19 protein-coding genes and 1 pseudogene are annotated in these 21,238 nt (G+C 73.1%); 5 read left to right on the top strand and 15 right to left on the bottom strand.

Annotated features, from left to right (window positions below; translation table 11 throughout):
• Positions 1–55 precede the first annotated feature (55 nt).
• The 6 genes from argJ to AB0J10_RS04935 form a co-directional block, all read right to left on the bottom strand.
• Positions 56–1,210, bottom strand: coding sequence for a bifunctional glutamate N-acetyltransferase/amino-acid acetyltransferase ArgJ (gene argJ / locus AB0J10_RS04910; protein WP_363057862.1), 1,155 nt, complete (start codon positions 1,208–1,210; stop codon positions 56–58).
• On the bottom strand, positions 1,207–2,235 hold the full coding sequence (gene argC, locus AB0J10_RS04915) for an N-acetyl-gamma-glutamyl-phosphate reductase (RefSeq protein WP_363057864.1): 1,029 nt from the start codon (positions 2,233–2,235) through the stop codon (positions 1,207–1,209). Before argC ends, argJ begins: the two co-directional genes overlap by 4 nt.
• An 81-nt stretch (positions 2,236–2,316) precedes the next feature.
• On the bottom strand, positions 2,317–2,961 hold the full coding sequence (locus tag AB0J10_RS04920) for a GAP family protein (protein ID WP_363057866.1): 645 nt from the start codon (positions 2,959–2,961) through the stop codon (positions 2,317–2,319).
• A 422-nt stretch (positions 2,962–3,383) separates the two neighbouring features.
• On the bottom strand, positions 3,384–4,289 hold the full coding sequence (locus AB0J10_RS04925; RefSeq protein WP_363057868.1) for a phytanoyl-CoA dioxygenase family protein: 906 nt from the start codon (positions 4,287–4,289) through the stop codon (positions 3,384–3,386).
• A 13-nt stretch (positions 4,290–4,302) separates the two neighbouring features.
• The gene (locus AB0J10_RS04930) at positions 4,303–4,896 is read right to left on the bottom strand and encodes a TetR/AcrR family transcriptional regulator (RefSeq protein WP_363057870.1); all 594 of its coding nucleotides are present in this window, start codon (positions 4,894–4,896) and stop codon (positions 4,303–4,305) included.
• Between the two features lie 338 nt (positions 4,897–5,234).
• Entirely contained in the window at positions 5,235–6,545 is a 1,311-nt protein-coding gene (locus AB0J10_RS04935) for an alkyl sulfatase dimerization domain-containing protein (RefSeq protein WP_363057872.1), read from the bottom strand.
• A 944-nt stretch (positions 6,546–7,489) separates the two neighbouring features.
• Here AB0J10_RS04935 and AB0J10_RS04940 point away from each other — a divergent pair.
• Complete coding sequence (locus AB0J10_RS04940; RefSeq protein WP_363057874.1) at positions 7,490–8,725, top strand: cytochrome P450; 1,236 nt, start codon at positions 7,490–7,492, stop codon at positions 8,723–8,725.
• A 343-nt stretch (positions 8,726–9,068) separates the two neighbouring features.
• On the opposite strand, the gene AB0J10_RS04945 is transcribed toward AB0J10_RS04940, so the two are convergent.
• The 6 genes from AB0J10_RS04945 to AB0J10_RS04970 all read right to left on the bottom strand — a co-directional run bounded on the left by AB0J10_RS04945 (position 9,069) and on the right by AB0J10_RS04970 (position 14,357).
• Entirely contained in the window at positions 9,069–10,580 is a 1,512-nt protein-coding gene (locus AB0J10_RS04945) for a hypothetical protein (protein WP_363057876.1), read from the bottom strand.
• A 213-nt stretch (positions 10,581–10,793) separates the two neighbouring features.
• Positions 10,794–11,072 carry a helix-turn-helix transcriptional regulator gene (locus tag AB0J10_RS04950; protein WP_363057878.1) on the bottom strand — a complete coding sequence of 93 codons (279 nt, stop codon included), beginning with the start codon at positions 11,070–11,072 and terminating at the stop codon, positions 10,794–10,796.
• Complete coding sequence (locus tag AB0J10_RS04955) at positions 11,072–11,569, bottom strand: DUF2975 domain-containing protein (RefSeq protein WP_363057880.1); 498 nt, start codon at positions 11,567–11,569, stop codon at positions 11,072–11,074. The genes AB0J10_RS04950 and AB0J10_RS04955 overlap by 1 nt, the downstream gene beginning before the upstream one ends.
• 85 nt (positions 11,570–11,654) lie before the next feature.
• Positions 11,655–12,230, bottom strand: coding sequence for a histidine phosphatase family protein (locus AB0J10_RS04960; protein ID WP_363057882.1), 576 nt, complete (start codon positions 12,228–12,230; stop codon positions 11,655–11,657).
• 61 nt (positions 12,231–12,291) lie between these two features.
• Positions 12,292–12,729, bottom strand: coding sequence for a GNAT family N-acetyltransferase (locus tag AB0J10_RS04965; RefSeq protein ID WP_363057884.1), 438 nt, complete (start codon positions 12,727–12,729; stop codon positions 12,292–12,294).
• A 182-nt stretch (positions 12,730–12,911) separates the two neighbouring features.
• Positions 12,912–14,357, bottom strand: coding sequence for a PLP-dependent aminotransferase family protein (locus tag AB0J10_RS04970; protein WP_363057886.1), 1,446 nt, complete (start codon positions 14,355–14,357; stop codon positions 12,912–12,914).
• On the opposite strand from AB0J10_RS04970, the pseudogene AB0J10_RS04975 reads away from it, so the two are divergent.
• Both AB0J10_RS04975 and AB0J10_RS04980 read left to right on the top strand, forming a co-directional pair.
• Positions 14,356–15,297 (top strand): annotated as a pseudogene (locus tag AB0J10_RS04975) (DMT family transporter); the annotation flags it as partial. The gene AB0J10_RS04970 and the pseudogene AB0J10_RS04975 overlap by 2 nt on opposite strands.
• Positions 15,298–15,381: 84 nt before the next feature.
• Complete coding sequence (locus AB0J10_RS04980; protein ID WP_138056243.1) at positions 15,382–15,576, top strand: DUF1918 domain-containing protein; 195 nt, start codon at positions 15,382–15,384, stop codon at positions 15,574–15,576.
• Between the two features lie 21 nt (positions 15,577–15,597).
• On the opposite strand, the gene AB0J10_RS04985 is transcribed toward AB0J10_RS04980, so the two are convergent.
• Complete coding sequence (locus AB0J10_RS04985) at positions 15,598–16,836, bottom strand: family 10 glycosylhydrolase (RefSeq protein WP_363057888.1); 1,239 nt, start codon at positions 16,834–16,836, stop codon at positions 15,598–15,600.
• Positions 16,837–17,027: 191 nt separating this feature from the next.
• On the opposite strand from AB0J10_RS04985, the gene AB0J10_RS04990 reads away from it, so the two are divergent.
• Complete coding sequence (locus AB0J10_RS04990; protein WP_363058267.1) at positions 17,028–17,888, top strand: 3-hydroxybutyryl-CoA dehydrogenase; 861 nt, start codon at positions 17,028–17,030, stop codon at positions 17,886–17,888.
• A 259-nt stretch (positions 17,889–18,147) separates the two neighbouring features.
• A complete protein-coding gene (locus AB0J10_RS04995) occupies positions 18,148–18,405 on the top strand; it encodes a hypothetical protein (RefSeq protein ID WP_363057890.1) in 258 nt (85 codons plus the stop codon).
• Positions 18,406–18,658: 253 nt separating this feature from the next.
• Here the strand turns inward: AB0J10_RS04995 and AB0J10_RS05000 are convergent, their stop codons facing one another.
• Complete coding sequence (locus tag AB0J10_RS05000; protein WP_363057892.1) at positions 18,659–19,189, bottom strand: NUDIX hydrolase; 531 nt, start codon at positions 19,187–19,189, stop codon at positions 18,659–18,661.
• Between the two features lie 86 nt (positions 19,190–19,275).
• The gene (locus tag AB0J10_RS05005; protein WP_363057894.1) at positions 19,276–20,616 is read right to left on the bottom strand and encodes a transcriptional regulator; all 1,341 of its coding nucleotides are present in this window, start codon (positions 20,614–20,616) and stop codon (positions 19,276–19,278) included.
• Positions 20,617–21,238: the final 622 nt, after the last annotated feature.

The following is a 21,238-nucleotide window of genomic DNA, read 5'->3' on the forward strand; positions in this document are numbered from 1 at the left end:
CCGGTCGCGGAAGTGCCGTGGCGGCCGGTCCGTCCGGGAGCGCGGCAGGGCTCGTTCAGGAGGAGTAGGCGCTGTTCTCGTGGACGTAGTCGGCGGTGAGGTCGTTGGCCCAGATGACGGCGGACTCGGCCCCGGCGGCCAGGTCGGCCGTGATCCGGACCTCCCGGTAGCGCATGTCGACCAGCTCCCGGTCCTCGCCGACGGAACCGTTTCGGCACACCCACACGCCGTTGATGGCGACGTTGAGCCGGTCCGGCTCGAAGGCGGCCCCGGTGGTGCCGATGGCGGACAGCACACGGCCCCAGTTGGGGTCCTCACCGTGGATGGCGCACTTGAGGAGGTTGTTCCGGGCGATGGAGCGGCCCACCTCGACGGCATCGTCCTCGCTCGCGGCGTTGACCACCTCGATGCGGATGTCCTTGCTGGCGCCCTCGGCGTCGCCGATGAGCCGGCGGGCGAGGTCGTCGCACACGGCCCGTACGGCCTCGGCGAACTCGCCCCGGTCCGGGGCGATCCCGGACGCGCCTGAGGCCAGGAGCAGCACGGTGTCGTTCGTGGACATGCAGCCGTCGGAGTCGACCCGGTCGAAGGTGACGCGGGTGGCGTCGCGCAGGGCCTCGTCCAGGCCGGCGCTGTCCACATCGGCGTCGGTGGTGAGGACGACGAGCATGGTGGCGAGGCCGGGGGCCAGCATGCCCGCGCCCTTCGCCATGCCGCCGACGGTCCAGCCGTCCCGGGTCACGACTGCCGTCTTGTGCACGGTGTCGGTTGTCATGATCGCGATGGCGGCCTTCTCACCGCCGTGGGCGCTCAGTTCGGCGGCCGCCTTCTCGATGCCGGGCAGCAGCTTGTCCATGGGCAGCAGGACTCCGATGAGGCCGGTGGAGGCGACGGCGATCTCGCCGGCGCTGTGTCCCTCCAGGACCTGGGCGGCCTTCTCGGCGGTGGCGTGGGTGTCCTGGAAGCCCTTGGGGCCGGTGCAGGCGTTGGCGCCGCCGGAGTTGAGGACGACAGCGGAGACCTCACCGCCCTTGACGACCTGCTCGGACCAGAGGACCGGGGCGGCCTTGACGCGGTTGGACGTGAAGACGCCGGCGGCGGCGTGGCGGGGCCCGTCGTTGACCACGAGGGCCAGGTCCGGGTTGCCGTTCTCCTTGATCCCGGCGGCGATCCCGGCCGCCGTGAATCCCTGTGCAGCGGTGACGCTCAAGGTGCCACTCCGATCGTGGAAAGGCCCGTGGTCTGGTCCAGACCGAGGGCGATGTTCATGCTCTGGACCGCGCCGCCCGCGGTGCCCTTGGTCAGGTTGTCGATGGCGCTGATCGCGATGATGCGGCCGGCGGCGGCGTCCAGGGCGACCTGGACCTGAACGGCGTTGGAACCCTGGACGGACGCCGTGGCTGGCCACTGCCCCTCCGGGAGCAGCCGCACGAACGGCTCGTCCGCGAACACCTTCTCGTACGCGGCGCGCACCGCCTCGGCGGTGGTGCCCGGCACGGCCTTGGCGCTGCAGGTGGCGAGGATGCCGCGGGGCATGGGCGCGAGCGTGGGGGTGAAGGACACCGTGACGGGCTCCCCCGCCACGGCGCTGAGGTTCTGGATCATCTCCGGGGTGTGCCGGTGGCCGCCGCCGACACCGTACGGACTCATGGAGCCCATGACCTCGGAGCCGAGCAGATGGGGCTTGAGCGCCCTGCCGGCGCCGGAGGTGCCGCTGGCGGCGGTGATCACGGCCTCGGGCTCGGCGAGGCCGCCCGCGTACGCCGGGAACAGCGCGAGCGAGACCGCGGTCGGGTAGCAACCGGGCACCGCGATGCGCTTGGCTCCCTCCAGCGCGGCGCGGGCACCCGGCAGTTCGGGGAGACCGTAGGGCCAGGTGCCGGCATGCGCGGAACCGTAGAACCGCTCCCAGTCGGCGGCGCTGCGCAGGCGGAAGTCGGCGCCCATGTCGACGACCAGCACATCGTCGCCGAGCTGCTCGGCGACCGCGGCGGACTGGCCGTGCGGCAGCGCGAGGAAGACCACGTCATGCCCGGCGAGCACATCGGCGGTGGTCGCCGCGAGCACCCGGTCGGCGAGCGGCAGCAGGTGGGGCTGCAGTGCGCCGAGCCGCTGCCCGGCGTTCGAGTTGGCCGTCAGGGCCCCGATCTCGACCTCGGGGTGCGCGAGGAGCAGTCGGAGCAGTTCCCCGCCCGCGTATCCGCTCGCTCCCGCGACTGCTGCGCTCAGTGCCATCGGTTCCTCCGTACGTGATGGCATGACTATACGCATGACTGCAGTTTTATGCAATGGAGTGATCTCTCCCGGGCCGCGGCGTCACAGCCCGCCGGCGCCCTTCACCACCAGCATGACCCCGATCAGGCCGGTCACGACAGCGAGGACCGCGGCGTTGTGGATCTTCAGCCAGTCCTTGGCCAGGCCCAGCGGTGGCAGTATCCGCTCCCCGGCGAGCAGGCGCAGCAGCGGCGGAAGGGCGACGCCCGCGGAGGCGATGAGCGTGAACAGGGCGATGGAGCCGGCCCTGCCCGCGGCCGCCGGCTGGGCCGAACCGATCGCGACGCCACCGGCCGCGATCAGGACCAGGATCTTCGGGTTGGCAGCCGAGAGCAGCAGGCCCAGCCTCAGCGCTCTCGGCCAGGCGGCGGTCTCCAGCGCCCGAATCCACGCCGGATCCGCCCTCGTCCCCCTTCGCCTCCACAGCCCCGCGCCGACGAGGACCAGGAGGCCGCCGAGGCCGATCCGCCCCCAGGAGACCCAGGCGGGAGGCTCGCCGGTCGTTTCGACGGCGGAGGTCAGCAGGGTGAACAGCACGGCCGCACCGGCGACCCCGGCCGTCCAGCCGACGATGAAGGCACTGCTGTTCTCCCGCGCCCGCGGTGTCAGCAGCAGGAGGATCGCGGGAACCACCGGGAAGGGCGACAGGGCGATCCCCAGCGCAGGGGCCACGATCTCGGCGATCACCGCATCACCCCGGGCTCTGCACCCTCGTCCCGCGGGGCGGCGCCTGCGCACCGGCCGGTCCGTACGTGTGCGACGGTCCGTCGGCGGGGCGGATCGTCCCGCCCGGGACGCGCGGGACGGCAGGCGACGCCGGGCCGCTGCAGGCGGAAGGCACCGTCACCGCCGCCTCGTCTCCACAGCGGCTCTTCGGCAGTTCCCTTCTTCGCCCCGGTGTCCGTGCCGGTCGTCACGCTGCCGGTCGCCGAGCCGGCGGTCGCCGCACCGCGAGTCGCCGAGCCGCGAGTCGTCTGGCCGGCGGTCGAGGAGACCGAGGGCCGCTCCCCGGGGCCGACGGGATGCGAGCTGCCGCACTCCGCGGCACCGGCGCACGGGCTCCGCGAGCACGGCGGCCCGGGACGCTCCTGCGCCCCGTGGACCGCCGGTCACCGGCCCGCCGGCCGCGAGGCGGAGGGACGCGCCTCCAGCAGGCGGCGGGGGTGCATACCGTCGACCATGCCGATGAAAGGGGGATGGACGCTGTAGCCGATCATGCGCCGGATGTCCTCGGACACCGCCCTGGCGGTGTCCCGCGTGACGGAAAGAGTGAAGGCTTCCTGCGGCCGCAGCCATGGCTGACAGTACTGGGCGGTCAGGGAGAGGCGGTCGCCGCCCGAGCGGTTGGCGCCGCCGCCGTGCCACAGGGTGCCGACGAAGAACAGGCAGGAGCCGGGGGGCATCACGACCGTCACGCGGGGGTCACGGCCGCCCGGGCGGCGTTCGTCGCCCCAGCGGTGGCTGCCCGGCAGGAGGACGGTCGCGCCGTTGTCACTGGTGAACGGGTCGACGGCCCACACCGTGGCCGCTCCGAGCGGTGGCCGCGGGCGCGGGGAACGGTAGAACGCGTCATCGGTGTGGAGCAGCTGGGCGTGCTCGCCCGGGTTGATGTTGATGACCTGGAACTGGGACAGCAGGTAGCCGGGTTCGAACAGCCGGTCCAGCAGGGCCAGAACCCTGGGGTGGTCGACGAGCCGGTCGCAGCAGCGGGTCTTGTTGAGCAGACTGTGGACGCGCTGCGTCCGGTGGCCCTCGAAGGCGTTGCGGCCGGTCCTGTCGAGCAGCGGCGTCACGGCTTGCCGGATCTCGGCGCACTCCCGGGGGGTGAGCAGTTCGGGGAGAAGCACGTAGCCGTCGCGCTCGACGGCGGCGAGGTCACCCCCGACGGTGACGCGGTCGACCCGTGCACCCGCACTGCGGGTGCACGGGTACCCGGCAGCCAGGTCTGCGCCGAGGTCTTCCGGCGTCTCGACGCGATCACCTGCACGACGGAGGGCATCGGGGGTCGGGGGCACGGCGTGCGTCCTCTCAGGCGACGGTGCCGGGCAGGTTCACCGCGCCGCGGAGGTAGGCCCACACATGGGCGGTCACCTCCTCGGCGGGTGGGCGCGGGGTGCGGGTGAGGGCCACCGAGACCATGGCGGCGGCTCCCGCCAGGGTGGCGGCGGCCAGCAACTCGGGGTCGATGCGGGACGGGAGTTCGCCCGTGCGCTGGGCACGGGCGATGTTGCGGGCCCCCAGTTCGACGAGGACGGAGCGCCGGCGCGTGTGGAAGGCGGCCACCTCGCCGTCGCCGGCGTGCCCGCCGAGGATCAACGGGGCGAGTGGTTCGGCGTAGAGGAACCCGACCCAGTCGCGGACCCGTCGCGACTCCCGTTCGGCCCAGGTCGGGTCGTCGTACTCGCGCAGCATGCAGGCTTCGGCGAGCCGCTCGTAGAAGGACTCGACGACGGCGATGAGAAGCCCGCTCCGGGTGCCGAAGTAGCGATAGGGCAGGCCGACGCTGACTCCGGCACGGCGGGCGACGGCGGCGACCTCCAGCGTCCCGTTCCCGGCCAGTTCCTCGGCCGCGGCGCGCAGCAGCAGGGCGCGTGAGGCGGCGCCGCGGGGACGTGTGGGCATGGTCACCCCCTCACATTAAGTTGAGTTCAACTCAGTGTTCAATGGGGCAACGGACAGTGGAAATTGACGGTTCGTCAGTATGCGGTGTGCTGATGATGCGTCCTCCGCGCCGAGCGGGCCGGGCATCGGTCGACGAGGCCCGTTCGAGGCCGACCGCGGCGGGCGACGGGAGTTCGGCCACCGCGCGGCACGGCGCCCCACGCGCAGGCGGGTCGATGTTCCTCCGGCCGGCCGATCGCCCGAGGCCCCGGGCCGGGGGACACGCCAGGGTGGACCCGCGGCCGGCGCGACCGCGCATCTCGCCCGGTCGCCGCGCCGTCGGGCGAGGGGCGCGGCGGCTACGCCGGCGCGGAGTCCCCCTGCGGCTCCGTTCCCTCGCGCGCGGCCGGACCCCGGGCGTCCTCCTCGCACCTGCGCCGCGACTCCGAAGCGGCCCAGCGGAAGACCCCCCTGGCCATCAGGGACGCCTCCTCCTCCGCTCGTGCCTCGTAGACCTCCGCCCGTACACGGTGCAGGGACGCCCTGTCGGGCTCGGCGAGCACGGCCAGCTCCGCGAGGTGCCCGGCCAGCCGGAACTCTCCGGCCTCGGCGTGGCGACGGGCGGCCTCGGACAGCACCTCGGCACCCCCGGCGAGCCCGGCGAGCTCGGCGGCCAGCCGGGCGTCGGAAGCGGGTTTCAGCCGGGCCGGGTTGCCGTCGTACCAACCGCCGTACTGGCGCCACAGGTTGTGCACCACGAACTCGGGCTCGTCGTAGGCGGCCCGCAGATAGGGACGGTCGGACAGATGGGCCGGAGGACTGACCGTGTGCAGGAGGTCGTCCAGCCGTGCGCCCGCGTTGAGTCCCGCCAGGGTCTGCTCCACCAGGCTCTCCAGCCATTCCGCCGTCTCCTCCAGCGCCTGGCGGACGCGATCGGCGCCGAAGACCGGGGCGCCGTGCGAGGGAAGCATGATCTCCGCGTCCAGGGCGGCCATGCGGCGCAGTGCGAGGGCCCACTCCCGCGGATAGCGCTGCACCTTCTGGGGGTTGCCGCAGTTGGGGGCGAGCCAGATGAACATGTCGCCGGGGCACAGGATGCGCCGCTGGGGGAACCAGGCCACGGTCGCGTCGTCGGTCTCGCCTCGGACGTGGAACAGCTCGCAGGTCAGCCCGCCGGTCGTGAGGGTCATGCCGTCCCGGTACGTGACGTCCGGGCGGCGGTACTCGGAGGGCCAGGTCAGATCCGGAAGCTGGAACTGCCGTTGGTTGATCACCGCGTTGTAGCCGTTGGTGAGGAGATACCGGTCGAAGCGCGCCCCGGTCATCTCGTGCGCGACGACGGTGAGAGCCGGGCCTTCCTCGGCGTCGAACGGGCCGGTCCCACCCACGTGGTCGACATGGCCGTGCGAGAAGACCGCCGTGGTGACCGGCATCCGGCTCCACCGGCGCAGGTCCTGGTGGAGGCCCGAGGCGTCATACGGGTTCCCCGTGTCGAACAGGAGCAGCTCGCCGGCCGCGCGGAAAGCGAAGACGTTGCCGAATCCGGGGCGCCATCCGACGCCGTCGACGACGTCGATCACTCCGGCGCCGCTCTTCGGCGTGCTCACGATGCTGTCGTCGATCTCGCCGTTCCAGACGCGGTCGGCGTACTCGGTGACGGTGAAAGTCATCTCACTCCTTGGGCGAGGACCGGGTGGCGGGTCTCCGGCGGACGGGCGTGCACCGGCGCGGTCGCCTCCCGTGCCGCGCCGCCCTCGGCGCTCGCCGACGAGCGGCGGCCGCAGTGCCGCCCGGGCCGCCGCCGGAACGTGCCCACACCACCTACCCAACGGTTCGTCAACTGTCCAGGCCCGGGAAGGCATCGGCGGCCACGAACTGGTGCCGCGAACAGGAACGGCGGTACGGCGGGGCACTGGGGCTCCCCGCACAGCGCGCTCACACACGCGATGCCTGGACGTGCCCCGCGGCGACTGCTCGGCGGGGGGCCCGGCCGCGCCCGTGGGACTGCCACGGCGGGTCCGACCAGCGGTTGGTGCTGAGGGGCGGGACCGTCGGCCGAGGCAGGCGCGGCAGCTGCGCCTGGCACCGGCCCCCGCCCGGGGCGAGCTGTGCCCGCACCCGTGCGACGGCCCCGCGCAGGGGCGCTTCGCCGGACTCCGCGCGGGTTCCAGCCGGCGTCACACCGGCGGGCGGTGGCGGGTGGGGCCGGAGGCGATCCGGTCCCACCCACGGAGCGGGCTCCGTGGCGCTCCCCGTTCGCACAGTCGGCCGCCGGCCATCATCCTGGTGGTGGAGCAGGCAGACGGGCTGTCCTCGCTCTTCTTGTGTGCGAGGTCCACGACCCTCGTCGTCCAGGGCCGCTCGGCGCAGGGGACGACGGGCGGGTGGTCGGCCTGCCCCACCTGCCGCGGGCGGACCGCAGTCGCCCGGCCAGACGCCGGAGACGGCAGGGTCGTCGTGCGGCGCGCCAGGGGTCGCCCTCGGACCGCGGGGCCGTCGGGCGAGTGCGTCACGCCCCGCGCCACGAACCGCCTGCCGCTCGTTCCTCCGGGCGTGGTACGCCGACGGGCCCGGCGCGCGGCAGCGACCCGTGAGGGACTTCCAAGGACTCGACATGACACAACCGCTGATCCGGCAGATCCTCGACTACGACAACCGCGCGAACCCCTACCCCCTGTACGCGGAGCTCCGAAAGACGCCGGTGCTCCACGACGAAGGCGGCACCTACGTCGTCAGCACCTACTGGGAGATCCTGAGCCTCCTGCACGATCCGCGGGTCAGTTCCGACCGGCGCAAGCGCACCGTGCGGGACGTCTACGGCCTGTCCGAGGAGGAGGACGAGGGTTCGACCCTGCCGCCACCGTTCCTGCGCCTGGACCCTCCGGAGCACGACCGGCTGCGCACCATCACCAACCGCTCGTTCGGGCCGCCGCACTCGCCCCGGCGCGTCCACGAGATGCGCGGTGAACTGGAGGCGGTCGTCTCCGGGCTCATCGACGGCATCGAGGACACGGGACGGATCGACCTCGTCGAGCAGTTCTCGTACCCCTTCCCCGTCACCGCGATCTGCCGCCTCCTCGGCATCCCGCGCGAGGACGAGTCACGCTTCCACGCATGGGCGGACACCATCGCGGCCAGTCTGGACCCCATGCCCGGGGAAGACCCGACGGAACGCAACCGACGGACCCGTGACGCCCAACTGCAACTCGGCGGGTACCTCGCCGGACTCCTCGAGGAACGCCGACGCAAGCCGGGCGACGACATGCTCTCCGAGCTCGCGACCGGCTCCGGGGCGGTCGACACCCTGTCGACGATGGAGGCCGTCACCACTGCGGCCCTGCTACTGATCGCCGGCCACGAGACCACGGTCAACCTGATCACCAACGGGATGCTCACCCTGCTGCGCAACCCCGAGGTCCTCGGGCGGCTGAGGGACGACCCCGGGCTGGCCGTGCGTCTGGTGGAGGAGCTGCTGCGCTTTGAACCGCCGGTGCAACTCATGCCGAACCGCACCGCCGTCGCGGACATCGACATCGGTGGCGTCACCATCCCCGAGGGGGCCGCGGTATGGCTGGTGCCGGGCTCCGGCAACCGGGACCCCCGGCGCTTCGCCGACCCCGACCGGTTCGACCCCGACCGCGACGACGCCCAGCACCTGGGCTTCGGCAGCGGACTCCACATCTGCTTCGGCGCGCCGCTCGCCCGCCAGGAGACACAGCTCGCGCTGAGTCATCTGGCGCGCAGGCTGCACAACCCCCGGCTGCTGGAGGACCCGCCGCCGTACCGCCGGAACGCGGTCCTTCGCGGCCCCCGGCATCTGTCCATCGCCTGCGACGACATCCGGCCATGACCCCGGACCACCCGAGGCTCCGTCTCCGCGGCAACCCCTGGTGCTCCCCTGCCCCGCCCGCTGCGACACGAGCCGCGTCGCCGGAGGACCACGCCCACGAGGGGACGGCGCCCGTACCCCGGAGGGGGTACGCGATCCTCCACCTCAGCGGCCACGCAGCGGATCACGGGGCGGCAGTCGTCCCTGGAACCGTTGCGGCCGTGCCCGCGCCGAAGTCCGCCACAGCCGCGGACGTCGCCGTGGCCGGCCACCGGTGACGGTCGCGGCGCGACCGCCTCACCGCATCGCGCGTCCCGACCGCGCCGGCCGGGCCCCGTGCGCGCGGCCGGGACGCTCAGCGGAATCACGGTACGAGCCGGGCCATCACGGCGAGGGGCAGGGAAGGGTTCGCGGCCGCCGCCCGCACCACGCGGCAGTCGTCATCGTCGAGCAGGCCGGCCAGCGACCGCGGCGGCAGGGCGGGGTTGCCGGCGGCGGCGCGCCTTCCTCGCTCGTCCGCCAGGCAGGCGAGCAGCGCGGTGGCCGTCGCCGCCCCGTGCGCGGCCACCTCCCTGAGGACCCGCCGGACCGGGGGGTCGTGCCGCACCAGGTCCTCCAGCAGTGCCGGGGTGGCGTCCGGGTTGCCCGCCACCCTGGCGATCACCCGGTCACCGTGCCGGTCGACCATGGCGCGCAACTGCCGTTCGGACAGGCCGGGATGGACCGCGATGGACTTCAGGACCTTCGCATCGGCGTCGGCTGCGAGCAGATCACGTACCCTCGCCGGCAGATCGCGCCGTTCGGCGAGGAGCATGCGCACCACCGGATGGGGCGACCGGGCCAGCCCGTCGACCTCGGCGGGAGAGGCGGCGGCGATCCGGGGCAGCAGGGTGGAGCCGATCCTGGCGGTACCGGCCAGGAGGCCGAGAACGTCGAGCGGCACCCGGGGGTGGAACGCGAGACCACGCCGGACCTCCGGATCGCGGTCCGCGGCCAGGACCCGTATCCGCGTCTCGTCGAGAGCGGGGTTCGCGGCGAGCTCCGCCCGGACGCGGGGAGAAGGGTCAGCCGAGAGCCGTCGGCAGATCTCGGGGGTCAGGTCGGGCCGGGCGGCCAGCCGCAGGCGGAGCGGCGTCGAAGGGTGGCCGGCGAAACCGGCAGCGACGCCGGCCGGCGTCGCGGGATTGCCCAGCGCCTGCTCGTGCATGCCGTGCACGGCGCTCTGGTGTGTTCCATCGCAGGCCGCGCCTGACCAGAGGCGACACGTGGGGCGGGGGCAGTTCGGGGGGTGGACGAAAGGCGTCGCCTCTCGCTCGCAGACCTGGCACCATCGCGCCGGCGGAATCCCCTCCCCCGTGACGAGCATGGCCAGGATGCCGGGGGGCGTCCGCTTGTTGGCCGCGACGGCGCCGCGCACCTCGGAGTGCGGGTGGAAGGCGAGCCGCGCCGCCAGGTCCGGGGGCGCCCACAGCGCGAGTTCGGCGACGACTCGTACGTCCGGATCGGCGGCGAGCCTGTCCACCACGTCGGACGGAAGACCGGGGCAGGCGGCCAGCCTCTCCCGACGCAGCACGTCCGGATCCACGACGAGAAGGCGTGCCAACTCGGGGCCGCCGGCGCCGCTCTCCAGCAGGGCGAGGGCCGCGTCCGGCCGTACCGCGGGATCGATGTCCGCTGCCGTCAGTCTGCCCTCACGAGCGAGCACGGCGGCAGCCCCCTCGTCCCTCCGGGCCAGCGCCAGCGCCTGGGGGCGGCTGAGGTCCACACGGTCCGTGAGGGCCCAGGCGAGGTCGTCGTCCGCGACCGCGATCAGTCTGTCGACCAGTTCGGGCGGCAGGGCCGGATTGGCGGCGAGCCCGCACAGAACGTCATCCACGAGCGCATCCTGCCGGAAAGCGCTCGAACTGTCAGTCGACTTACGCGTGCCGGGTGGTCCGCGCGGCCCACCGGGCGATCGACACGCACCGGGATGACCGCGGACGCCCCCGGGCCGGGCCCGGGGCGCGCCGGTCGACGGCCCTCCCTCCCGTCCCGGACGCGCCACCGGGGCGCTCCCCGTGTTCGACGCACCGGGGCAGCGCCGCCGCCCTCACCCGTACGGGACGGCCCCGGTCGCAGCCCCGGCGGCACCGCTCTCCGGCTCCGGCTCCGGCTCCGGCTCCGGCTCCGGCTCCCAGCGCAACAGGTCCCCCGGCTGGCACTCGAGAACCTCGCACAACGCGGCGAGCGTGGCGAAGCGCACCGCCTTGGCGCGGCCGTTCTTGAGCACCGCCAGGTTGGCGGGGGTGATGCCCACGCGCTCGGCGAGTTCGCCCACGGACATCTTCCGCCTGGCCAGCATCACGTCGATGTCGACGGCGATCGGCATCAGATCACCTCGTCCAGCTCGGCCTGCATCTGCGCCGCCTCGGCGTCCCGCGCGACGGCCTGGGCGAGCAGCATGCGGAGAACGAGCACGATGAGCGCCACCCCGAGGACCGCCACGACGACACCACAGATCAGGAGGACGACCCCCGGGGCGACGACCTCGCCGGGCGCCAGGAGGACCGCCAGTGCGAACACCACGAGCGCGGCCGCGACGAGCGCGCCGATCACCACGTCCACATATCGGAAGGCGGCGTGGGAGAAGACCGTGCCGCACGCCACCATCGTCACCAGGCGCCACACGGACACCAGGACCACCTGAACGGTCACCACACCCAGAACCGTGATCACGAGGAAGGGGGTGCGCAGGTACGCGTGGTCGGCGTCGAGCCGCTCCATGTCGACGGCCAGCAGCGGAACCATGACCGCCTGCACGAACACCGAGCCGGCGAGCAGCACCACGAGCACTGCGCGCAACGCGAGGACCGTCAGCTTTCCCATCGCCCCTCCTTCGATCGATTCACAATCGAAATCTATCGAAACTCGATAGTCAGAGCAAGGCGGGAGGGCAGCGGGCCGTCGGGCGTCACCCGCCGGTGTCCAGTCGCAGGTTCCAGCGGCCCGGTCGGCCGGTCAGCACCACCCTGGACAGTGGCCGTACGTCCACGTTCCAGTAGGTCGCGGGTGGCGCCTTCAGCGCGTACACGAGCGCCGCCCGTACCACCGCGGGCTCGGCGACGGCCAGCACCGAACTCCCGTCGTCGGCGGGCCGGGTGTCGAGCCAGCCCCCTATCCGGGTGATGAAGCCCAGCAGCGGCTCCCCACCGTGCGGCGCCGAGCGCGGATCGGCGAGCCACTCGTCCACCGCGTCCGGCTCCACCGCCGCCACCTCGGCGAGCGTACGGCCGCGCCACCGGCCCATGTCGCAGTCGCTCAGCGCGGGCTGCGCCAGCGTGGCGTAGCCGAGGGCGTCGGCGGTGGCCCGACTGCGGGCGGTCGGCGAGCAGTAGCGCAGTTCCGCCCCGCCCAGCGGAACGAGCGCGGGCGCGGCGAGCTGCACCTCGTACCAGCCGGCCTCGTCCAGGGACCGGTCGTCGTCGAAGCGCTCGGCCAGCCGGGACGCGCAACGCGCGGCGGTGACGAGGGTGACCCGAACACTCATGGCGGGATCGTGGTGCCGGGCGCCCCCCAGGTCAAGAGGGGTTACTGACCGTTGACGGCGGTCACCGCGGCTTCAGGGCCATCCACTTCTCCGGGTCGGCGAGCGGGGCGAAACCGGCCCGCTCGTAGACCCCGTGCGCGTCGTCCGTGGCGAGGACGATCCGCCGCAGTCCGAGCGGGGCGAGACGGTCACGCACGGCCGCGGCCAGGGCGGTCCCGAGACCCTTGCCGCGCACGGACCTGTCGACGTAGACATCGCACAGATACGCGAACGTGGCGTGGTCGGTCACGGCGCGCGCGTAGGCGACGAGCTCACCGGAAGCACGGTCGTACACCCCGAAGTTGAGCGAACCGGCAATGGCCCGGTCCTGCTGCTCCCGACTGCGGCCGAGTGCCCAGTAGGCGTCGGTGGAGAGCCAGTGGTGGATCCGGACCGGGTCGAGGCGGGCCGGGTCGGAGGAGATCTCGTACTCGCCGGGGACGGCTGTGGTGTCGCTCATCCCCGTACCCTCGCAGCACGAGGGCCGGCTGTCAGCGGCGGGTCCGGGGCCACCGGGGGCCCGGCGGCGCGTGCCGCAGCCCCGCACGCCGCCCGCGCCCGGCCCGCAAAGCCCGGCCGGGCTCCCGGTCGGTCCGGTCGGTCCGGTCGGTCCGGTCGGTCCGGTCGGTCCGGTCGGTCCGGTCAGCCCATCCCGGGACCCGGGATCTCGTCGCAGGCGCTGCGCAGCCGCCGCACCCCCTCGGTGATCTCGGCCGCCCCGGCGACCCCGGCAAAGCTCAGCCGGAGGTGTCCGGCCGGCGGTTCGGCGCTGAAGTACGGGCGGCCCGGGGCCACTGCGACGCCGGCGCGGAGCGCCGCGGAGACGAGAGCGGTCTCGTCGGTACCGTCGGGCAGGCGCAGCCAGAGGTGGTGACCGCCGGCCGGGACGTGCGGCAGGGCGAGTTCGGGAAGCCTCAGGCGCAGGGCGGCCGTCATGGCGTCCCGGCGGGTCTTCAGCTCGGCGGCGACCGAGCGGAGGTGACGGTTCCAGGCAGGTGCACCGACGAGTTCGAGGGCAGCCTCCTGCAGGGGCCGGGGTACGAAGAAGTTGTCGACCACGTGGATGGCCCGCAAGCGCTCCAGGACGGGTCCGCGCGCGGCGAGGGCACCGACGCGCAGGCTCGGGGAGGTCGCCTTGGTGAGGGAGCAGACGTGGACGACGACTCCTTCGGGGTCGTCCGCGGCGAGCGTGGCCGGGAGCGGACCGGCGTCGGCGTGGACGAGGCGCCGGGCGAAGTCGTCCTCGACGACGAACGCCCCGGCCGCGCGGGCGATCCGCAGCACCTCGCCGCGCCGCTCGGGGGCGAGCACGGCCCCGGTCGGGTTCTGGAAGAGCGGTTGGGTGACGAAGACCCGGGCGCCGGTCGCGCGGAAGGCATCCGCGAGGAGGTCGGGGCGAACGCCGTGGGCGGGTTCGGCGGGTACCGGCACCGGCCGCAGCCCCGCGGCCCGGGCGATGGCGAGCATTCCCGGGTAGGTGGGCGATTCCACGAGCACCGGTGTGCCGGGCGGGGCGAGGGCGCGCAGGGCGGTGGTGAGCGCGGACTGGCCACCGGCGGTCACCAGCACCTCGGCGGCGGTGAAGTCGGGGCCGATGCCGCGGGCGAACCAGTCGCGGAGTTCGGGCAGCCCGTCGGTCGGCGGACGCCCCCAGGCGCCGGGCCGGCGGCCCGCGCGGGCGAGCGCGGCGGCCATGGCCTGCTCGGGCTGGAGCGAGGGGTGCAGATAGCCGCCGTTGAACTCGATGACGCCGGGCGGGGGCGCGGCGAGCGTGACGAGCACGCCGGAGGCGTCCACGGCACGGGGGACGACCTCGGCGGCGTCCGCACTGAGCGCGACCTCCTGCCAGGAGGTGTCGACGGCGGTGGGGGCCGTCCTCGGCTGCGCCCGGAAGACCCCGGCACCCGGGCGGGTGACGACGAGCCCCTCGGCGGCGAGCTGGGCCAGGGCGCGGGAGACCGTCACGGGTGAGACGCGGTGCCGTTCGACCAGCGCCCGACTCGATGGCAGCTTCTCACCTGATGAGTAGCGATTGAGCTCACCCTTCAGAAATCTCACCAGATCGGCGACGCTGCTACGCTCTTGCATGAGAGCAAAGAATAGCGCTACTACGGGCAGCGCGATAGCGGTCGCCGACTCGTCACCGCAGGGGCCGCACACCGCGGCATCGGCGGCCCGGCGCGGCTCCCGTCGCGGCACCCTGCTCGCGTCGCTCGGCGTCGTCGCCTTCTCCCTCACCTTCCCGTCCACGGTCTGGGGTCTGGAGTCCTTCGGCCCCTGGTCGCTGGTCGCCCTGCGGAGCGTCCTCGCCGCCGCCATAGCTGCAGGCTTTCTGATCGCCCTCCGGGTGCCGCTGCCCGAGCGTCGGCACCGGGGCTCCCTCCTGGTGGTCGCCGGCGGTGTGGTCGTCGGATTCCCGCTGCTCACGACCCTCGCGCTGCGGACGTCGACCACGTCCCACGCCGCGGTGGTCGTCGGTCTGCTGCCGCTGACGACCGCCGCCTTCGCCGCGGTGCGCACGGGCCGCCGGCCGTCCCGGACGTTCTGGGCGGCGGCCCTCGCCGGTGCGGCCGTGGTCCTGGGCTTCACCCTGGCCCAGAGCGGCGGCACCCTCTCGACCGGGGACCTGTATCTGTTCGGGGCGCTGCTGGTCTGCGCCGCGGGCTACACGGAGGGCGGCCGGCTCGCCCGGCAGATGCCGGGCTGGCAGGTGGTCGGCTGGGCCCTGGTGATGTGCCTGCCGCTGGGCCTCGTGGGCTCGGCGTTCGCCCTGGCGGCCGAACCGGTCCGGCCGAGTGTGCAGGGGTTCGCCGGGCTCCTCTGGGTGGCCGCGGGATCGACCTTCCTCGGGCTCTGGGTCTGGTACCGCGGCATGGCGGCGATCGGCATCGCCAGGGCCAGTCAGCTGCAACTCGCCCAGCCGCTGCTCACCCTCGTCTGGGCCGTGCTGCTGCTCGCCGAGCCGCTCTCCCCCACCGCTCCCGTCGCCGCCGTCGCCGTTCTCGTGTGCATCGCCGTCACCCAGCGGGGGGGGCACCCGAAGGTGACACAAGCCACATGTCGGGACGTAGACTCTGAGTACCGTCAACCCCCGTCAAGGAGGTCAGGCACGATGGAAGCGAGTGTGGGAGACAAGCTGCTCGTGCACGGCCGTGTCGTCGGTCAGCACGACCGGACGGCCGAAGTCGTCGAGGTACTCGGGGACAAGGGCACCCCGCCCTACCGCGTCCGCTTCGAGGACGACGGTCACGAGTGCCTGATGTCGCCCGGCCCCGACTGCGTCGTACGCCACCGCCAGCAGTCCTGAGCCGAGCCCTCGGCCCGAGGTTCAGCGCGGTGGCCGGACCCGGGTCGGATAGTGGTCGCTCACCACCCTGGCCATGGCGCCGATCCGGTCCGTGACGACTTCCTTCGCCGCGAAGAAGCAGTGGCCGTGCACCTCCGGGTGGCGGCAGGCGAGGCTGAGGTGACGGGAGAGTTCGGCCGGGTCCTGCCAGGCGGCGGGCTGAGCGGGATCGCCCGCCTTGTAGAGCGCCTCTCCGATGAACAGGTCCACGCCGGTGCCCCGGGCCACCTCGGCCCACCAGGGCACCAGCTTCGCGTAGTCGGCGGCCGCGAACCCGATGTTCCAGTACAGCTGCGGGATCACGTAGTCGATCCAGCCCTGGCGGACCCACTTCCGGGTGTCGGCGTGGAGGTCGTCGTACGTCTCCACGCCCGCGCGGGTGGCGGAGCCGAGCGGGTCGGTGGAGGAGTTGCGCCAGACCCCGAACGGGCTGATGCCGAAGCGGATCCCGGGGTCGACGCGCCTGATGCGTGCGGCCGTCTCCCGCACCAGCAGATCGATGTTGTTGCGCCGCCACGCGGCCTTGTCCCCGAACCCCCCGCCGTACCGCCGGTACGTGTCGTCGTCGTCGAAGACCTGGCCCGCGACCGGATAGGGATAGAAGTAGTCGTCCCAGTGGACCGCGTCGACGGGATAGCGCTCGACCGCGTGCAGCATCGCGTCCTGCACGAAGGCCCTGACCTCGGGGAGACCGGGGTTGTAGTAGAGCTTTCCACCGTACGGAAGCACCCATTCGGGGTGTCGGCGGGCCGGATGGTCCGCCGTGAGACGGCCGAGGTCGGTGTGGCCGGCGACCCGGTACGGGTTGAACCAGGCGTGCAGTTCCAGTCCGCGCGCATGGGCCTCGGTGACGGCGGTGCCCAGCGGATCCCACCCCGGATTGCGTCCCTGCACACCGGTCAGGTACGCGGACCACGGCTCGTACGGGGACGGCCACAGCGCGTCGGCGGTCGGCCGCACCTGGAGGATCACGGTGTTCAGCCGGCAGGCCACCGCGCGGTCGAGCAGGCCCAGCAGCTCCGAGCGCTGCCGGGCCGCGGTCAGTCCGGGCCGGGAGGGCCAGTCCCGGTTGGCGACCGTGGCCACCCACATCCCGCGGAACGCCTGGGGGCAGCCCTGTCCGCGGACCCGGGCGGGGACCGCGGCCGCGTCCGCCGCCATGCCCAGGGCGGCGAGCGCGCCGGCCGCCGTGACGAATCCCCGCCGAGTGATCTGCCTCATGTGCCGGGTCATGTACCGCGCCTCCGCACCACCGTGCACCGCGCCTTCGCGGGCGTCCGCGCACAGCATGCCCGCCCCGGGCGCCCGTCCACACGCACCGGCGGAGTAACGTCGTGGCGTCGAGGCGGGCGCCGGAACCTTACGGGGCCTGCCGCACCGAGATCAGCGAAAGGCACGATGTGACCGACACTGTGGCCGGCGTATCCCGCGTCGGAGTGGTGGGCTGTGGCCAGATGGGCGCCGGCATCGCCGAGGTGTGCGCCCGCAGCGGACTCGAGGTCAAGGTCGCCGAGACCACCGGCGAAGCCCTGGAGATCGGCCGTACGCGGCTGTACAACTCGCTCGCGAAGGCCGCCGAGCGCGGCAAGATCAGCGAGGAGGAACACCATGCGACGCTGGAGCGGCTGACCTTCACCACGGACCTCGGGGAGTTCGCCGACCGCGACCTCGTCATCGAGGCGGTCGTGGAGAACGAGCAGGTCAAGACCGAGATCTTCCAGGTCCTGGACCAGGTGGTGACCAGCCGTGACGCCATCCTGGCCTCCAACACCTCGTCGATCCCGCTGGTGAAGCTGGCCGTCGCGACCTCCCGCCCCGACCAGGTCATCGGCATCCACTTCTTCAACCCGGCTCCGGTGCAGAAGCTCGTCGAGCTGATCCCGGCGCTGACCACGTCGGAGGAGACGATCAAGCGCTCCGAGGCCGTGGTCGAGCAGGTGCTGGCCAAGCACGCGATCCGCGCCCAGGACCGCTCGGGCTTCGTGGTGAACGCCCTGCTCATCCCGTACCTGCTCTCGGCGATCCGGATGTTCGAGTCGGGGATCGCCAGCCGGGAGGACATCGACAACGGCATGGAGCTCGGCTGCGCCCACCCGATGGGGCCCCTGAAGCTGTCGGACCTGATCGGGCTGGACACGGTCGCCTCGGTGGCCGACTCCATGTACGCCGAGTTCAAGGAGCCGCTGTACGCCGCTCCGCCGCTGCTGCAGCGGATGGTGGACGCGGGGCGCATGGGCAGGAAGACGGGCTCGGGTTTCTACACCTACTCCTGAGTGGTCGAGCGGGCCGTACGACCGAGCCGCGTCGCGTCCGCCGCGTCGGGTCTCGTCCCCGCGCTCGGGTCTCGTCCCCACGCCGTGCCGCGGCGCACGGCACAAGCCGCACGATTCGCACAGGTGTTTCACACGGGGTGTGAGGAGCGTGTCCGCATATGCCGTGCGCACACGCTCCCGGGCTCCCACCGAGGAGTGTTGACTCGGGATCGCTCGGCCGAGGGACCACCGGACGACCATCCCGAACAGGAGCAGACAGGTGACCACCGACCCCGATCACTTAGCCGCCGTCGAGGAGTTCGCCGAACTGCGCCGCTCCCTCGACGTCGGCCTCGCCCGTATCGACGGGCACCTCGCCCTGCTGGTCCAGCGCCACGACCGGATCGACCGGGACCTGGACGACCTGGCCGCACGAGTGGTGACGCTCGAGCACACCAGATGGCCCCTGCCGGCGGTCGCCGCGCTCACCGCTCTGGGCGCGCTGGCGGTCGCGGTCTGGCAGGCGGCGGGCGGCTAGGGCTCCCGCCGTCACCGGTGGATCAGCGCGCGGGCGTCGGATGCGGTGCGTCACAGGGCGGTGCGTCACAAGGCGGAGGGCCGTCGTCGTACCGGGCGTGTTCGGGCGATCCGGCAACGCGGCGAGGTGCCACGGCTGTCGTCGTGCGCTCGCCCGGAATCACGGGACAGCCCTCGGGACGGCCCGTGGAAGCGCCGTCCGGGCCCCGGTGCAGCCGTGGAGTCGCCGGGGCCGTCCGAGTGCTCGTCGCGGCTCATCCCAGACGCAGATGGTGCAGCATCAGCAGCCCTGCCGCCATGTTGGCGGCGGGGACCTCACCGCGGGCGACCATGTCCGGCACCAGCTTCAGCGGTATCCACTCACGGCGCGAGGACTCGAAGTCGTCCTCGGGAGGGCCGACGTAGGTGGCTCCGTCCGACCAGTAGAGGTGGTGCCGGGCGTCGGTCAGCCCGTTGGACGGTTCCACGGTCATCAGGTGCCGGAGTGGTCCGGGGCGCCAGCCGGTCTCCTCCTCCATTTCCCGGGCCGCGGCGAAGGCGATGTCCTCGCCGTCCTCCACGACGCCCGCGGCGAGCTCCCAGCCCCAGCTGTCGGTGATGAACCGGTGCCGCCACAGCATCAGGACCTCGTTGGCCTCGTTGACGGCGGTCGCGACCGCGACCGGCCGGAGCCGGATCAGGAAATGGTCCAGGTGCCGGCCGTCCGGCAGTTCGACGTCCGCAAGATTGACCCTGAACCAGCGGTTCTCATAGACGGTTTGCTCGCTCAGCTTCGTCCACTGCACGGTTATGCCACCTTCCGACAAGTAGATGGCAATATCGCAGCAGGAGCGCGGGCCGAGGGGAACGCTCACAGGAGGCGCAGGAGGGCTCACATGGGCACGCGCAGGGCTCCTTCGATGATTTCGGCCGCTTCGGCGGCCGGGGCGGAGCCGTTCGCCGCCAGGTTCGCCCGCACCGTCCGGAGGCGGTCCCTGAGCCTCAACGACTCCATCCCCCTGGCGCGTTCGGTCATTTCGACGGCCGTCCGCGCCGCGCGCTCGGCCTCCCCCTGCCGCAACTCGAGCTGGCTGAGCACGGCCAGCCGGTGCACCCTGCCGCGGTCGTGGGACGGCACGGCGGCCGCGGCGTCCGCGTGCTCCCTGGCCGCCCCCAGGTCGCCGAGGCACTGCAGCGCCTCGGCGACCTGGACGTTCACCAGCCCCGGCTGCACATAGCCCGTCTCGTCCGGCTCGTGCCCCGGGAGAATCCGCTCCGCCTCCTCCTCGGCCCGCCGGATCCGGCCCAGCGCCGCGCCACCGTCGCCGAGATGGGCGTACGCCTTGGCCTGCATCGCGTAGAGGTCGGCGGCCAGCGCCGGGGTTATCTGACGGCCGGCCGTCCGCAGCGCCGCCTCGGCGAAGGCGACCGCCTGCCGGTACTCCCCCAGGAACAGGGACTGGTTGACGAGCAGCGCGATCACATACGCGCCGAGCCCCCGGTCACCGCTCGCCTTCGCAAGCCGCAGCGCCTGGTGGAAGTAGCGCTGTGCGAGCCCGTGGGCGTCCGAGTCGTAGGCGCAGATGCCCGCGACGGCCACCAGACCGCCGGTCGCCCGGTGCAACTGGCGGCCGAGGGCGTCGCTGTAGGCGCCACGCAGCAGCGGGGCCGCCTCGCTGTCGAGGAAGCCGACGATCCGGGAGCGGGTGGCGATCCCCCCGGCCTTGCGGTACATCAGCTCGTAGTGGGCCCGGGCCGCGCGGAGCATCTTGATGTCGGCCATGCTGACGCGGGTGCGTCCGTCGCGTGACACGTCCGCGTCCTCAGGCGGGTTCTCCCACTCCCACACGGGCATCACGGCAGGTGTGCCGGTGACCGCCGGTGCGCCGATGACATGGGGACGCTGCTGCTCGTCGGAGCGCCACAGCGCCGTGGCGCGCTCCACGAAACCGGAGAGCGGGGACCCGTGCTGGACCGCGGTCTCCCCCGGTACTCCGAGTCCGATGTCGTCGAGGGTGACCGGACGGCGCAGCCGGACCGCCAGCACCTCGCAGATCAGGTCCGGCACCTGGCCCCGGGGACGCTGGCCCTTCAACCAGCGTGCCACGGCCGTGTGTTCGTAGCGCAGCGAGAGACCTCTCGCCCGGCCCGCCTGGTTCACATGGGCGGCCAGACCCGCGTGCGAGATGCCCGACTCGTCGAGCAGCGCGTCGAGCAGGGTGTTGGGCTGCATGGGCCCCTCCGTTGGCTCGGTGTGGCCCAGAGTAGTGGAGCGGGCTTCGCACGGGGTGTGAAACAAGTGCATATATCCGTGCCCTGCGCGCTCTGCCGCTGTCCCGCCTGCGCCGGTTGACTGTTCTTCCTCTCAAGGAGGCGGCCGGGCCGCCGGCTCCCCCTCGTACAGTGCGGCGGCCCGCATCCGCGCCGTCCGTCCTGCTGATCTGCCCGACACTCCGCGGCAGGACGGACGGCGCCGGCCGCGACGGCCCTTTCCCCGTCGGTGATTGGAGGGATCAGGGCGGGAACGGCGCAGCTCCGGTGACGGACTGCGCCGGCACCCGTGTCCGCCCTTCGTGCCCACGGCGGAGTGCCCGGGGCCCCCGACCCGGCCGCCGTGCGGGTGGCACGGCGGCGGGGAGCGGCCCACGGGGCGAGACGGACGGCTCGGGCGCGGGGCCCGATCGGCCCGGACGGCCCACGCACCACCACGGCGATTCCCCCGCCCGGGCGCTCTCCGGACGAGTGGGCTCGAAGGAGCGGAACGGCGGCGTGCATGCGCGAGGGGCGCGTCCGGACCGGCACCCCCGGCGTCGCCTCGGCGGCCGCCCCGGCGCCCAAGGCCCCTGCCGCGGCGG

The organism is Streptomyces sp. NPDC049887 (assembly GCF_040656535.1).
In the GTDB taxonomy this organism is placed as follows: Bacteria; Actinomycetota; Actinomycetes; order Streptomycetales; family Streptomycetaceae; genus Streptomyces.